Annotated in this window: 12 protein-coding genes and 1 pseudogene; all 13 read right to left on the reverse strand. The window is 69.2% G+C overall.

Annotated elements, in window-relative coordinates; translation table 11 throughout:
• Positions 1-78: 78 nt before the first annotated feature.
• Positions 79-606: pseudogene (locus HMPREF0731_RS26450) on the reverse strand (hypothetical protein); the annotation flags it as partial.
• Positions 607-689: 83 nt separating this feature from the next.
• The gene (locus tag HMPREF0731_RS02740) at positions 690-1,067 is read right to left on the reverse strand and encodes a c-type cytochrome (RefSeq protein WP_040611876.1); all 378 of its coding nucleotides are present in this window, start codon (positions 1,065-1,067) and stop codon (positions 690-692) included.
• A gap of 65 nt (positions 1,068-1,132) precedes the next feature.
• Complete coding sequence (locus tag HMPREF0731_RS02745) at positions 1,133-3,757, reverse strand: arsenate reductase (azurin) large subunit (protein WP_007002480.1); 2,625 nt, start codon at positions 3,755-3,757, stop codon at positions 1,133-1,135.
• A gap of 205 nt (positions 3,758-3,962) precedes the next feature.
• Complete coding sequence (locus HMPREF0731_RS25895) at positions 3,963-4,163, reverse strand: Rieske (2Fe-2S) protein (protein WP_211207880.1); 201 nt, start codon at positions 4,161-4,163, stop codon at positions 3,963-3,965.
• Between the two features lie 327 nt (positions 4,164-4,490).
• Positions 4,491-5,822 (reverse strand): sigma-54-dependent transcriptional regulator, encoded by a 1,332-nt coding sequence (locus HMPREF0731_RS02755; protein WP_007002482.1) that lies wholly within the window; start codon positions 5,820-5,822, stop codon positions 4,491-4,493.
• Positions 5,812-7,236 (reverse strand): ATP-binding protein, encoded by a 1,425-nt coding sequence (locus HMPREF0731_RS02760; RefSeq protein ID WP_007002483.1) that lies wholly within the window; start codon positions 7,234-7,236, stop codon positions 5,812-5,814. The genes HMPREF0731_RS02755 and HMPREF0731_RS02760 overlap by 11 nt, the downstream gene beginning before the upstream one ends.
• A 53-nt stretch (positions 7,237-7,289) precedes the next feature.
• Positions 7,290-8,192: a substrate-binding domain-containing protein gene (locus tag HMPREF0731_RS02765; protein WP_245538233.1), complete on the reverse strand. Its 903-nt coding sequence runs from the start codon at positions 8,190-8,192 to the stop codon at positions 7,290-7,292.
• Positions 8,193-8,249: 57 nt separating this feature from the next.
• Positions 8,250-9,476, reverse strand: a complete 1,227-nt coding sequence (arsJ, locus tag HMPREF0731_RS02770; RefSeq protein ID WP_007002485.1) for an organoarsenical effux MFS transporter ArsJ — start codon at positions 9,474-9,476, stop codon at positions 8,250-8,252.
• The gene (locus tag HMPREF0731_RS02775) at positions 9,476-10,525 is read right to left on the reverse strand and encodes an ArsJ-associated glyceraldehyde-3-phosphate dehydrogenase (protein WP_007002486.1); all 1,050 of its coding nucleotides are present in this window, start codon (positions 10,523-10,525) and stop codon (positions 9,476-9,478) included. The genes arsJ and HMPREF0731_RS02775 overlap by 1 nt, the downstream gene beginning before the upstream one ends.
• Before the next feature lies 1 nt (position 10,526).
• Positions 10,527-11,387, reverse strand: a complete 861-nt coding sequence (locus HMPREF0731_RS26025) for a metalloregulator ArsR/SmtB family transcription factor (RefSeq protein ID WP_007002487.1) — start codon at positions 11,385-11,387, stop codon at positions 10,527-10,529.
• Between the two features lie 47 nt (positions 11,388-11,434).
• The gene (phnE, locus tag HMPREF0731_RS02785) at positions 11,435-12,256 is read right to left on the reverse strand and encodes a phosphonate ABC transporter, permease protein PhnE (RefSeq protein ID WP_007002488.1); all 822 of its coding nucleotides are present in this window, start codon (positions 12,254-12,256) and stop codon (positions 11,435-11,437) included.
• Positions 12,256-13,083 carry a phosphonate ABC transporter, permease protein PhnE gene (gene phnE / locus HMPREF0731_RS02790; RefSeq protein ID WP_007002489.1) on the reverse strand — a complete coding sequence of 276 codons (828 nt, stop codon included), beginning with the start codon at positions 13,081-13,083 and terminating at the stop codon, positions 12,256-12,258. The genes phnE (HMPREF0731_RS02785) and phnE (HMPREF0731_RS02790) overlap by 1 nt, the downstream gene beginning before the upstream one ends.
• On the reverse strand, positions 13,080-13,943 hold the full coding sequence (gene phnC / locus HMPREF0731_RS02795; protein ID WP_007002490.1) for a phosphonate ABC transporter ATP-binding protein: 864 nt from the start codon (positions 13,941-13,943) through the stop codon (positions 13,080-13,082). The genes phnE (HMPREF0731_RS02790) and phnC overlap by 4 nt, the downstream gene beginning before the upstream one ends.
• Between the last annotated feature and the right edge of the window lie 5 nt (positions 13,944-13,948).

Consider the following 13,948-nt stretch of genomic DNA (forward strand, 5'->3'; position numbering starts at 1 on the left):
CAAACTTGGCCGCCAATGCTTCAAAGCAAACCGCTTCGGGTCGAACCGGCGGTGGGGTGCCTGACGGCCGATGCCCAGTCATGCCAGATCAGGTTCCAGGACCTGCCAGTTCGGTATTGGCCAGATCTGGCCGCATGCCTCTCTCCGAGCTGCTCTGGCAGAGCCTAGCCGCTCAGGATACCTGCGAAGGGCAGGAACTCGACCGCGGTCCCAGCCTCCAGCCGTCCCCATCCAGAAATCCTCGGCTAGTCGGCCGATGTTGGCGCCTTGCATGACTGTCCGCGGACCGGCGCCGGGATGCGGGTCCACTCGGCAGCCCTCCTGCATCGCCACGGCCCAGAGCCCTTCGGGGACGGCCGCGCCGGTCAGCAGGCGCACCGCCCCACCGGCGCCGACAAGCAGGAATCTAATCGTGCCAGCCGGAAGGTGGCCGACCAGCCGGAGAGGCCCTGGTCCTGCCCCGCCGACGCCGTATCTGTCCACGGCCGCCCGATCGAAAGGCGGCATGTCATACGTCGCCAGCACGGGATCCACCAGCACCCGTCCGGACACAGCGGACAAGGACATGTGCTCGACGTCCCGCACCGGCTGAACGTCGCCGAGAAGCCGCGCGCGTGCGGTCTAGATGTCCTCAAGGCGGGCCTGCAGATCGCAGTCGAGGTCCGCGGGACGGGGCGCGGCGCCGGTGGTCACGACCCCGCATTCTCCTTGAGGTAGGCCATCAAAGCGTCGAGGCGCGCCTCGTCCTTCATGCCAACATAGGACATGCTGCCGCCGGGCACGACCTGCTTGGGGGCCTGCAAGTAGGCGTGCAGCGTCGCCTCGTCCCAGGTCAATCCTTCTGCCGCCTTGGCGCGCATGGCGTTCGAGTAGCGGAAGCTCTCGACGGCCGCCGCGCGGCGGCCCAGCACCCCGGCAAGCCCGGGGCCGACCCGGTTGCGGCTGTCCACGCCGTGGCAGGCGCCGCACTGGCTGCGGAACAGCTGCTCGCCCGAGGGGGCGGTCTGGGCGGAAGCCGGGAACGCGAAGAGCGGCAGGCAGAGCATTGCCGAGGCAAGGAATCGCATGGGGTCTCCAATGGCAGGGGAGCAAGGCGACGCAGCCGGACGGCCGCGTCGCAGGGTACCCAATCTCAAGCCTGGGCCCGGTACTCCTGCGACTTCCAGGACAGGTGGCGGACGGCCTCGGGGGCGTCGCTTAGCTTCCGGATGTTCGCCCAGGTCTGCTTGTAGTTCGGGATGATCAGCTCGTTGGTCGCCTTGCTGACCACGTTGCCCTGCACGCCCGTCGGGTAGCCGAACAGCATGAAAGTCTGGTTGCGGCCGAGGCCCGCCTCCGGCCAGGCGACCGCCTGAGTGGCACCGTTGCCGTTGAAGACCTCGACGAGGTCGCCCGGCTTCAGCGCCAGCTCGCCCATGTCGTCCGGGTTCATGCCGATGTAGGGATACGGGAAGCGGTCGCGGACGAAGTCGTTGTGCTGGTCCAGGTAGGCCGACTGCCAGACGTGGTTGGCGCGGCCGTTGTTCACCAGGAAGCGGTGCGAGTCCTTCTCGGCCTGCTTGCCCTCGGCCTGCAGCCCCCGCCACTGGGTGGCGGCGAACACCGCCCTGCCGTCCGGCCGGTTGAACTTGCCATCTGCATAGAGGCGCTGGGTGCCAAGGATCCGCTCGCTGCCGCCATTGGCCGCCGCCGGGGCGCCGGTCGCCCCGGCATGGGGCGCCGCCTGCTGCACCGGCTCGCGGCCGCGGGCGCCCTCGATCGCCGGACCCTGCACCACCATGCCGGGCGAGGCGCCGGTGGTGGTGCCGCCAGCCACCGCGCCGGTGGTCTCCAGCCCGACCGCGGGCTCCTGGAAGCCGTTGGTGCCCATGGCGCGCAGGCGGGCATAGGTGACGAACTCGCCGCCCTTCTCGTGCCGGTGGTAGCCGTCCATGAACGCCTCCTCCTCCGTCTTCCAGTCATAGCCCCGGAAGCGGTCGGCCACGGCGGCGTTCCCGGCCGTGCGGAAGGAGCGCTCCAGGGCCTGGGCCAGGCGCGCGACGATGAGGCAGTCCGGCATGGCATTGCCCGGCGGGTCCATGTAGCGCTCGGTCAGGCGCATCCGGCGCTCGCCGTTCATGGAGGTAAGGTTCATCTCGCCGGAGGTCGCGGCCGGGAGGACGACATGCGCGCAGGAGCCGATTTGCGTCGGCACGATGTCGACATTCACGCTGAACAGGCCGCCTGCACGGATGGCTCCGATGATGGCCTCCAGCTGCGCAGCACGGTCACCGGCCGGGACGGAGTCCATCGCCTCCTTCACCATGTTGGTGCGACGCTGGTAGACGCGCTTGAACTCGGAGGCGTTCAACGTGGTCTTGAAGTGGTCGCAGCCCCAGACATGGTGGACACCGCCCCTGCCGCCGATGAGGAGCTCGTCGACGTTCTGGGCGGGCTTGCCGACATGGGCGTCGGACGGGCGGGCATAGCCTTCCTGGTGGCCGCCGAGGCGGACGCAGCCGCCGCCCGGGCGACCGATGTTGCCTGTCGCCAGCGCGATGTTCACCAGGGACTGGTTGGTGCGGTAGTTGTCGTTGCCCCAGATGATCCCCTTCTCGTAGGCGAACATCGTGCGGCGCCGGGCGCCGCCCTGCTTGGGCTCCGCGATCCAGGCGGCCGCCTTGCGGATGTCTTCCGCCGACACGCCGGTGAGCCGGGCTGCCTCCTCCACTGTGGTGCGATTGGCGCCGACCGCGGCGTCGAAATTGCTGGTGCTGGCGGCGATGAACGCCTTGTCGGTCCAGCCCCTCGCGGCGATCTCGGTGAACAATGCGTTGAACAGCACCAGGTCGGTGCCGCTGTTGAGGCGCAGGTGGAGGACATTCTCCTTGCCTGCCTCGGCTTCGCAGGCGGCGATGGTCACCGTCCGGCGCGGGTCCACCACGACGATGCGCGCGGCGGCGTGCGGCTCGTTCGGCAGCTGGCTCTGCTTCTTGTCCAGCGTCGAGCCGCGCAGGTTCGGCACCCAATGGTTCAGGAAGTAGTTGGTCTGGGTCTCGAGGGAGTTGGCGCCCGCGATGAACAGGGTGTCCGCGAGCTCGGCGTCCTCGTAGCAGTTGTTCAGCTCGCCCACGCCCATGTCGCGGGAGCCGTGCACCTCGGAGTTGTAGGCCGGGCGGTTGTGGATCCGGATGTTCTTCACCTTCATGCTCTGAAAGTAGAGCTTCCCGGTCGCCCAGGTGTTCTCGTAGCCGCCACCCGCGCCGCCGTGGTCGTAGGCGGAGACCAGCAGGCCGTCTTCGCCCTGCTCCTCGATGACCCGACGGGTGACCTCGGCGACCAGCCCGACGCTGTCGTCCCAGGAGGCGGGCGACATGGTGCCGTAGCGCCAGACCAGCGGGTCGGTCAGGCGTGCCTGCTGCGTCCCGGTGACAGTGGAGTAGGACATCTCGGCCATCCGGGCACCACGGATGGAGCCGAGGCCGGAGTTCACCACGCAGTCGTGGTCGGGCTTGATGACGATGTGGACGTCCTGCCCATTCTGCCGGACGACGTTGTACATGGACGGTGCCACCCAGGCGGCGCTGTCAGCGCCGAGCTGGGCGCGCATGTCCTCGCCGAAGGCGTTGTCGCCCGGCGCCGGGCCGCCCTGGCGGTTCACGGGCCAGGAGTAGGCTTTGTAGCCGCAGCCTACGATGCAGTAGTGGCAGACGACGTTGTTGACCCTGGCGTCCCGGGGCGGGATCGGCAGGCGGTCAATGTTGCGCTTGTAGGCCATGTTCCCGCCCTCCTCAGGCCAGCACGTTGGCGTGGCGGCCGTAGAGCAGCTCGTCCACGCCCTCGGCGTGGATGTCGCCGCTCGCATCGACCCGCAGGCGGAACTGGGCCAAATTCTGGGTGGCGTGGCCCCAGACCTGCAGGCCGCCCTTCTCGCAGTCGAAGCGGCTGTAGTGGCCGGGGCAGTTCAGGGTCCGGTCGTCCGCCTAGTAGAACATCGGGTAGCCCTTGTGCGGGCAGAGGTTGGAGAAGGCGACGATGTCGCGCTCCGGGCCGACGCCGTCCGGAACCGGCGAGCCGAGCTTGATGAGCACCCCCGTGCTGTCGGCGTCGGGATAGGCGATGTCCATCGGCTCGTTGACCTTCAGGTCGCGCAGATTGGCCAGCCTGCTGACAGGATAGCTCACGCGTGCCAGGGCCGGTGTCGCCTTGGCAGAGGTTTGGGGCACCGTGGAGGCCACCGCCGCGCCAGCCACCGCCAGCGCACCCCGTCCCAGGAAGAAGCGGCGGCCGCTTTCCGTGAGCTTTTTGCAACCCGACATTTCCATCTCCCGCATTCAGACGAGATAGGCATTGCAGCGGGCATGCCAGAGCGGGCAGGCAGGCGAGCGTTGACCTGACCCAGTGGAATCAACGTGTTGATGATCGCCCAACGGCCACAGAGGTGCTGAACGAGTCCAGGAACTCGGACTAAGCGCGGTCCAGGTCCGGCGACCGGGACTCCAGCCCTCGCGTCACGTCGTCTCCGGCCGCCGCAGGCCCAGCTTCCGAATCTTCTCGAACAGCGTCGAACGGCCAACGCCGAGGATGCTTGCCGCGATCTCCACCTCTCCGGAAGCTTTCGCCAGCGCCAGGGTGACCGCCCGGCGCTCCGCCTCCATGACCGCTTCGGCGAGCGTGGACGCCTCTGCCATGGGACAGGTTCCGGTGGACGCGGCGCCGCCAAAGACGTCGTCCACCCCGACCCAGGGTCCATCGGACAGGGCCGCCGCACGCTCGACCCGGTTGCGGAGCTCCCTGGCGTTGCCCCGCCACTCCGCGTCTTCCATGGCCCGCTCCGCCCGGCTGTCGAAGCCACGGATGCCACGGGCCGCCGCCAGGGATGCCCTGGCGAGGAACTGGCGCGCCAGGGGCACGATATCCTCTCGGCGCATGCGGAGCGGTGGGATCTCAACCCGGATGACGTCGAGCCGGTAGAGCAGGTCCTCCCGGAAGCGGCCCTCGCGCACCCGCTGGTCCAGGTCGGCGTTGGTCGCCGCCACGACACGCGCGTGGAACGGCAGCGTTCCGGAGCCGCCCACGCGCGTATACTCCCCCGCCTCGAGGAGCCGAAGTAGCTTCGCCTGAAGCACGGGTGCCAGTTCAGCCACCTCATCCAGGAACAGGGTTCCCGCCCCTGCCCGCTCGGCATAGCCGTGGCGCCGGGTCGCGGCACCGGTGAAGGCGCCGCGCTCATGGCCGAAGAACTCGCTTTCTGCCAGGTCGGCCGGGACGGCGGCGCAGTTCACGGCGACGAAGGGGGCCGCCGCTCGCGGCGACAGTCCGTGCAAGAGCCTGGCTGCCACCTCCTTGCCGGTTCCCGTCTCGCCCAGCAGGAGGACCGCGCAGTCGCTGGGCGCCGCCCGGCGCACCGTCGCCTCGACTCGGCGGATGGCGGCCGAGACGCCCAGGGTGGCGTCTGCCGCGGGCACCACGCGCCGGGCCATCAGGGCACCGACGCGGCCGAGGAGGTCCTGGATCTCAACGGGCTTTACCAGGAAATCGTCGGCGCCCGCCTTCATCAGCCGGATGGCCTGGTCCACGCCAGCGTAGGCCGTCATCACCAGTACGGGCGTCCCGGCGAGGCGGCTGCGCTGCGACAGGAAGAGCTCCTCGCCCGAGCCGTCCGGCAGGTGCAGATCGGACAGCAGCAGATCGGGCACCCTACGCTCAAGCGAGGCCGCGGCGTCTATGGCGCCCGTCGCGACCTCGACGCCATACCCTTCGATGCGCAGGCGCTGGGCCATGGTACCCGCCGTCGTCGGGTCGTCCTCCACGAGGAGGATCCGGCCACGTTCAGCTGGCATGGGCAACCTCCTTGCCATGGGAGGGGACCGGCAGCTCCGCGACCAGCCGCGTCCCCCGCGGTGTCGGCTCACGCGTGATACGGCCGCCCTGGCTGCGCGCCAGCCTGGCGGCGGTCCAGAGTCCGAGCCCGCCGCCGGAGGGCGGTAGACCCTCCGGGTCCGTGAGGAGGCTTTCGGCGTCGGCGGGGAGGCCCGTGCCGACATCGCTCACCTCGATGACCGCGCCGCCCTGACTGAGCCCTTGCGCCCGGAAGCTGAGGACGCTTTTCGGGGGCGAGGCGGCGGCCGCGTTGAGGAGCAGGTTCAGCGCGATCTGCCGAGCCAGCGTCCGGTCAACACGCACGCCGCCCGGCAGGTCGTTGCGCCAGTCCAGGGTCAGGCCACGGCGCGACACCTCGTGGCGGATGAGCAGCCGCAGGTCCTCAAAGTCCTGGGCCGCGAGCGGTGCCTCGCCGGGCCCGGTCTTCCAGGATGACAGCCCTGCGCGGACGACCTTGCGGATGTCGTCCAAGCCCCGCCTGAGCAGGCCGACGGCCTCCTCCCGGATCTCCCGCCGGTCGCCGTACTCGGAGATGGTGTCCACGGCCGTCATCAGGCCACCGAGCGGGTTGTTCACCTCGTGGGCCATTGCCGCCGTCAGGCGCCCAAGCTGGGCGCGGCCCTCCTCCCGGGCCAGTCGCGCGGCCATGAGGTCCCGCTCCGCTATGGCGGCCACGGCGCCATTCCATGCGTTCACCAAGGCCAGATGCTCAGAGCCGGATCCCGCCTGCGCATCCAGTGGCTCAGGGCGACGCCCCATGGCGGCCTCGAGGAGCCGTTGGCGGAGCCGCTCGGTCGGTAGAAGGATACGCCGGACTAAAAGTGCGCCTGCGGCTGCGAAGAATGCCGCGATGCCGAGGTTAGCCAGGATCAGCGTTCTGACCACTGCGTTACGCTCTGCCAGGAGCGCACCAATATCCGCCTCCGCCACCAGGCGCCCGACGGGCACACCGCCCTCGAGAAGCACGCGCGCTACGACCGCCCGCCCGAATTCCTCCTCTATGGCGGGCGAGCCAATGGCGGCCGCCTGATCCGCCAGGCGCGAGAGCGGCTCCGGCAGCGCGGCCCCGGTCCGCAGCACCCGAGGGCTCGACGACGCCAAGACCGAACCGTCAGGCAGCACCAGCACCGAGATGGTGGGCCGGAGCGCCTCATACTGCCTGCTGGCGCGGTCCAGTGCGTCGAACGCCTCCCAGATGTCCGCCCGGACGGCCGCTGGCTGGACGGCCGTGGCCAGCCCATCCAGAAAAGCCGACCCCAGGGCCGCCAGGTGGCGCTCCTGGTCCGCCTTCAGGCGCGCCAGCACCGCCTGCCCGGTCAAGGTGGCCACACCAGCCACCAACGCGGCGACCGTCAGAGGCACGGTGAGCAGCAACGGCCAACGCCTCGGGTCCAGCCGCCGCCCAAGGCGCCATGATCCCTGCCTGCTCATGCCCGCCTCTCGAGGTCGTCGGACATCGCGCGGATGCCTTCGTAGAGGCCGGGATTACCGGGGACGAAGCCGTCGAGGCGAAGTGCGCGGAGTATCTCCGAGCCAGTGGCCGAGTCCGCCATGTTCAGCAGGGTCGCCTCAATGCCGCGCACCGCTGTGCTCTGCCGTGCCCCGGTGAGGCAGCAGACCGGCGGGAAGCCTTGCCATTCTGAGCGGGCGACGACGTCGGTCGTTGAGGTGAGCATAGGCTCCGTCTCGGCCATGGTCTCCCAGACATAGCCGTCGACGGACCCGCTTTCCGCCAAGCCGCTGCTTACGGCCCGGACCACGTTCCGGTGGCCGTAGGTGAAGAAGGTGGCGCGGAAGAACGCCCCCGGGGACTGGTGCTGGCCCGCGAGCAGCCAGCGGGTCGTCAGGCAGCCGGAGTTGCTGTCGGGGTCGGAGAAGGCATGGGTACCTCCCCGCAGGTCAGCAAGCGACCGCACCCGCAGGCTGGCGTCGGCGATGAGGTACGACTGGTAGAGCGGGCGCCCGCGATGGACAGGCACGGCAAGCACCGACAGGCGGTCGGCGTGCCGGACATAGGGAAAGCCGCAGATCCAGGCGGCGTCGAGTTGCCCGGCAAGCAGGAGGCCGACGACCTCCTGATAGGTTCGCCGCTTCACAAGCTCCACCGGGGTGCCAAGCGCCGCCTGCATGTGGTCGGACAACGCCCGCAGAAGGGCGAGGTCTGATTCAAGGAACACAGGGGTAAGGCCGAAGCGGACCGGCGCCCTTCCGGCAGCGCGGGCCGCACCCCCGGCGCCGATGGCTGCGGCCGCCAGGACGGCCCTGCGGCCCAGCAGGCGGTGTGACACCATTCGCACGCCCTCCCGGACCCCGTTCTTGAGGGTCTTCAACTAGGGTCGTATTCGGCTCTCCCATTCCGCCTTTGTCACGACAAATGCTCGGAACCTTCACACCGCAGCTGGCTGCGGCTGCCTTCCCGTCGGCAGTATGAACGTCAGGAGGACGCAGGCGACGAGCATGGCGGCAGAGCCCCACAGGCACCCTTCTAGCCCGGCGTACTGGGTCAGGATGCCCGAGAGCAGGATGCCGCCCAGTCGCCCGGCCGCATTGGCGGCGTAGTAGAAGCCGACGTCCTCTGCCGCCTTCTCGGACCCGGCGTAGGCCAGAATGAGGTAGGAGTGCAGGGAGGAGTTGACGGCGAAGGCGAAGCCGAAGACGGCCAGCCCGGCGACCACCAGCAGGTCGGGGCGGCCAATCGAGCCCATCGCCAGTGCGATGCCGAGCAGGACGGGGATAGCCGCAAGCACCATCCCCCAGAGCCGCGCCTCCGGCACCTCGCGCGACAGGCCGTCGGGGCTGCGGCGCACCACCTGCGGCGCCAGGGCCTGCACCGCGCCGTAGCCGATCGTCCAGGCGGCCAGGAAGGTCGAGACGCCGACGTAATTCCAGCCCTGGCTGTACAGGAAGACGGGCAGGCCGACGACGAACCAGACGTCGCGCGAGCCGAACATGAACACCCGGGCGCCCGCCAGCAAGTTGACGCCCCGGTTCTTGGCGAAGAGTTCCTTGAAGCTCTTGGATGACTTGGCCTTGCCCAGCTCGCGGGGAAGCGACAGCAGCACGCCCCCCAGTGCCACCGCCAGCAACGCCACCAGCGCCCAGAGAGCCAGACGGAAGCCGACGGCCTGGAGCAGGAAGCCCCCGAGGAAAAAGCCGAAGCCTTTCATGGCGTTCTTGGAGCCGGTGAACCAGGCGACCCACCGGAAGAGCTGCCCGGCGCCCTGCTGCGACGAAGCCTTGATCGCCGACTTCGAGGCCGTCTTGGTCAGGTCCTTGGCCACGCCCGAGATGCCCTGGGCGCAGACCACCCAGGCGACCGAGGCGGCGGCGCTCCAGGCCGGGTCGAGCGCCGACAGCATGAGCAGGCCGCCGATCTGCAGCGTCAGCCCGATCGCCAGCATGCGCGGGATGCCGAATTTTGCGGCCAGCCACCCGCCGCCGAGGTTGGCGAAGATGCCCGCCGCCTCGTAGAGCAGGAACAGGAAGGCCAGGGTGAACGGGGTGTAGCCGAGCTGGTAGAAGTGCAGCAGCACCAGCATCCGCAACGCGCCATCGGTGAGCGTGAAGCCCCAGTAGGCGCCGGTCACGATGAGATAGTTGCGGACAGCGGACATCAGGCGCCTCGCTCCCGCACGATGCAGGCGAGGTCCACCATCCGGCAGGCATAGCCCATCTCGTTGTCGTACCAGGCATAGACCTTCAGCATGGTGCCGTCGGTCACCAGGGTGCTGGGCGCATCGACGATGGCGCTGCGGGTGTCGTTGGCGTAGTCGGCCGAGACCAGCGGACGCTCCTCGTAGCCGAGAATCCCGGCGAGAGACCCCGCGGCGGCGTCGCGGAACAGGGCGTTCACCTCCTCGGCCGTGGTCTCGCGCCGCAGCTCGAGGACGGCGTCCGTGAGCGAGGCGTTCAGCACCGGCGCCCGCACGGCGTGGCCGTTCAGCCGCCCCCTCAGTTCCGGGTAGATGAGCGCGATGGCGGTGGCACTGCCGGTCGTGGTCGGCTGGAGGGACAGCATGGCCGACCGCGCCCGCCGCAGATCCTTGTGCGGCGCGTCCACCACGACGTTGGTGTTCGTCGGGTCGTGGATCGTGGTGATCTGGCCGTGGCGGATGCCGATGGCCTCGTGGACCACCTTCACCACCGGCGCCAGGCAGTTCGTCGTGCAGGACGCCGCCGTCAGCAGGCGGTGCCGCGCCGGGTCGTACTCGTGGTCGTTGACGCCCACCACGATGTTCAGGGCCGCCGCCGCAGAGTCCTTCACCGGCGCCGCCACGATGACGCGTTTCACGCCGCGGTCGAAGTAAGCCTGGAACTGCTCCTGCTTCAGGAACTTGCCCGTGCATTCCAGGACGACGTCGCAGCCGAGGTCGCCCCAGGGGACGTCACCCGGTGCTGCGGCGGCGCTGAAGCCGACGCGCCGGTCGCCCAGGCGCAGCGCCTCGCCGCCCTCCGCCGCAATCCGCTCGCGCCACCGGCCGTGGATGGTGTCGAACTCCAGCAGGTGCGCCGTGGCCTCGACTCCACCCTTAAGCTCGTTGACGTGGACGATGTCCAGCCGGTTGCCTGCGCGCGGGTCGTCTGCCTCGCGGTGGACGCCGCCCAGGGCGGCGCGGAAGGCCAGGCGGCCGATGCGGCCCATGCCGTTGATCCCGACGCGCATGTCAGTGCTCCCTGGCTACGGTCAGAGGGGCCCCGCGGAGGTCGTCCAGCCGGTGCCGGAGCGACATGCGATCAAGAGCCTCCATCTTGAGGCTGGTGAAGATGCCAAGGCGGCGGAACAGGCTGGCGTAGAGTTCGTTCAGCATCAGGGCGCGCTCATGGGAGCCTGCCTCGAACTTCCCGGGCCCCGGGAGCGGCCACGAGGCCGTAATGGCCTGGCCACCGAAATCCGGGCAGCGCTGGCCTTCCAGCTCGTCGCAGAGCGTAATGACGAAGTCCATCCGGGGCGCATCGGGCTTCTGGAACTCCCGGTACGACTTGCTCCGGACGCTTGAGACGTCGTGCCCGAGGCTTTCCAGCTTCTCCAGCACCTCGGGCATCGGCCTCGGCGCCGGGTCCGAGCCTGCCGAATAGGCCCGGAAGCGATCGCCGCCGAGCTTGTTCAGGATGGCCTCGGCCATCAGCGAGCGGGCGGAGTTGCGCGTGCACAGGAAGAGGACGTTGAAGGCCGGGGTCATAGGTCCGTTCTCCGAAGGGCTGGCGGGCCAGGCCCGCATCAGGTCTCCGCAAAGTTCAGGGCGTCCGCCGCAGCAGTCCTGCGACAGGAAGGTGACCAGATGGCGCAGGCGCTCGATCTGCGCGGCGTAGATCAGGCTGCGGCCCTGCCGGGTGGGGCGGACGAGCCCGACCTGCTCCAGGGCGCGCAGGTGGAAGGACAGGGTCGACGGGACGATACCGAGGGCCACCCCGATGGCGCCCGCCGACATGCCGGTCGGCCCCGCCTCCAGAAGAGTTCGGAGAAGGTCCAGGCGGGACGCCTGGCCCAGGGCGGCGAAGACGGCAGCAGCATCGTTCTGTTCCATGCTTCCATCTTAATCGAAATATTTGCCTGTGTCGTCTGGCGCCGCGCTTAGGTGATGGCTTTCCGAACTCGAGCACTGACCCACTCGCTGACCACCACGGTCGCCAGGATGAGCAGAAGGATGACGCTGACTTGCGGCCAGGCGAGGGTCGCCACCGAAGCTTCCAGTTGAAGGCCGATGCCACCAGCTCCGACCAGACCGAGCACGGTGGCCTCACGGATGTTGATGTCCCAGCGGAAGACCCCGATGCCCGCGATGGCGGGTGCCACCTGGGGCAGGATTCCCCAGCTCAGGACCTGGGCGCGGGTGGCGCCTGTGGCTTCCGCGGCCTCGACCTGGACCGGGTCGATTTCCTCGATGGCTTCGTAGAGCAGCTTGCCGATGAAGCCGACGGAGCGCAGCGCGATGGCCAGGGTGCCCGCCAGCGGCCCAGGGCCGATGATGACCACCAGGACCAGCGCCCAGATCAGGCTGTTGATTGACCGACTGGCGACGATGACGAACAAGGCCAACGGCCGGACGAGCAGGACACTGGGGGTAGTGTTGCGTGCCGCAAGCACGGCCACGGGGATGCCGAGGATGACGGCCAGCAGGGTCCCCAGCGTGGCCATGTTGACGGTGTCCCAGAGCGGCTTCCACAGCACGCTGGAGTAACTCCAGCGGGGCGGCACGGCGCGAGAGAGCAGGTCGGCGCCCTGCTGGGGCGCGTCCCAGACGAAATTCCAGATGGTCGCGTCCGAGATCTGCCGGAACGAGAGGACCGTCGCCAGCACGATGGTGAGCCATGCGCCCCAAGCCAGCAGATCACCCATCGGTGTCCGCCGACGCCACACCACATCCTGCGTCCGGGCTTCGGTGTTGGCACTCATCAGAGGGCGGCCCTGCGGATGACACCGCTGGCATACTCGCACGCCATGACGATGAGGATGATGAGCAGAAGGATGGCGGCCGCCGTGTCGAACTCGTAGCGATCCAGCGACGTGTTCAGGGTCGCCCCGATCCCGCCTGCGCCGACGATGCCGAGGACGGCCGACTCCCTGAAGTTGATGTCGACGCGGTACAGCGAGAGGCCCAGGAGCCGTGGCTTGACCTGTGGCAGAATGCCCCAAGTCAATCCTTGCAGCCATGAGCCTCCGGTCGCCCGCACCGCCTCAAGCTGTGCCGGATCCGTGGCCTCGATGTCTTCGGCCATGAGCTTGCCCACGAAGCCGATGGTGGCGAAGGCGAGCGTCAGCGTGCCCGCCAGCGGGCCGAAGCCGAACATCGCGACGAACAGGATGGCGATGAGCACCTCCTGAAAGGTGCGGCTAACCACAAGGACCGCCCTGCAGAGAAGGTAAACCGGGCGCGGTGCCAGATTGCGCGCGGCTCCCACGGCCACCGGCACCGACAGCACAAGGCCGAGCACCGTGGAGACGACGGTCATCGTCACGCTCTCCAGCAGCCCCTCGGCGATGTCATCCCATTTCGAGACGAAATCAGGGGGCACGAAGGCCGCCAGGAAGCGCGCCCCGCGCTGCCATCCCTCGGCCGCCCGGGCCCAGTTGATCTCCATGGTCATCAAGGCGGCCACGAGCCAGGCCAGGCTGCCCAGCAGCAGGGCCCAGCGCAGCGCCCAGCTGCCGATGAGAGGCGGCGGGCGCCAGGCGGCGGCCTGCGCCGAGTAGGGGCTCGCCAAGGGCCGGGCGACGGTCATGCAAGCCCCGCGAGACGCTCGACGTCCGGGACCGCGGAGCGGCGCTCCTCCTCCTCGTCCGTGGCCTTGCCCTGGCCCAGCGTGGCCGACCAGTCCTCGTCGCCGTAGATCGCGGTCAGGGCGGCGGCGTCCAGGCTGTCGGGCGGGCCGTCGAAGACAATGGCGCCCGCGCGCAGGCCGACGATGCGCTGCGCGAACTGCCGCGCCAGGGCCACGTCGTGGATGTTGATGATGGCCGCCAGACCCCGTTCGGTGCAGAGCTCGAGGATAAGCCGCATGATCTGGCGGCTGGTCTTGGGGTCCAGGCTGGCGGTGGGTTCGTCCACCAGCAGGAGTTCCGGGCGCTGCATCAGGGCGCGCACGATGCCCACGCGCTGGCGCTGGCCGCCGGACAGTGCGTCCGCCCGCTTGTTCGCCATCTCCTTGAGGCCGACCCGGTCGAGCAGCGCGAAGGCTTCCGCAACGTCGGCCTGGGGAAAGCGGCGAAACCAGGAACGCCAGAAGCCGGTGTAGCCAAGGCGGCCGGAGAGCGCGTTCTCCATCACGGTCAGCCGCTCGATGAGCGCGTATTCCTGGAAGATCATGCCCATGCGCCTGCGCTCCCGGCGCAGCGCCGTGCTGCCGAGGCCCGTCACTTCGGCACCATCCAGGCGGACCGAGCCGGATGTCGGCTGCACGAGCCGGTTGACGCAGCGGATCAGGGTGGACTTCCCGGCCCCCGAGGGGCCGATGAGGGCCACCACCTCTCCGCGGCCGATCCGGAGATCCACGTTCCGAAGGGCGAGGTCGCCCGTGGGGTAGCGCTTGACCAGGCGCGCCACCTCCAGGACGGCCGAGGGCAGGATTCCCGACTCACTCATTTCCG

The organism is Pseudoroseomonas cervicalis ATCC 49957 (assembly GCF_000164635.1).
GTDB classification, from domain to species: Bacteria; Pseudomonadota; Alphaproteobacteria; order Acetobacterales; family Acetobacteraceae; genus Pseudoroseomonas; species Pseudoroseomonas cervicalis.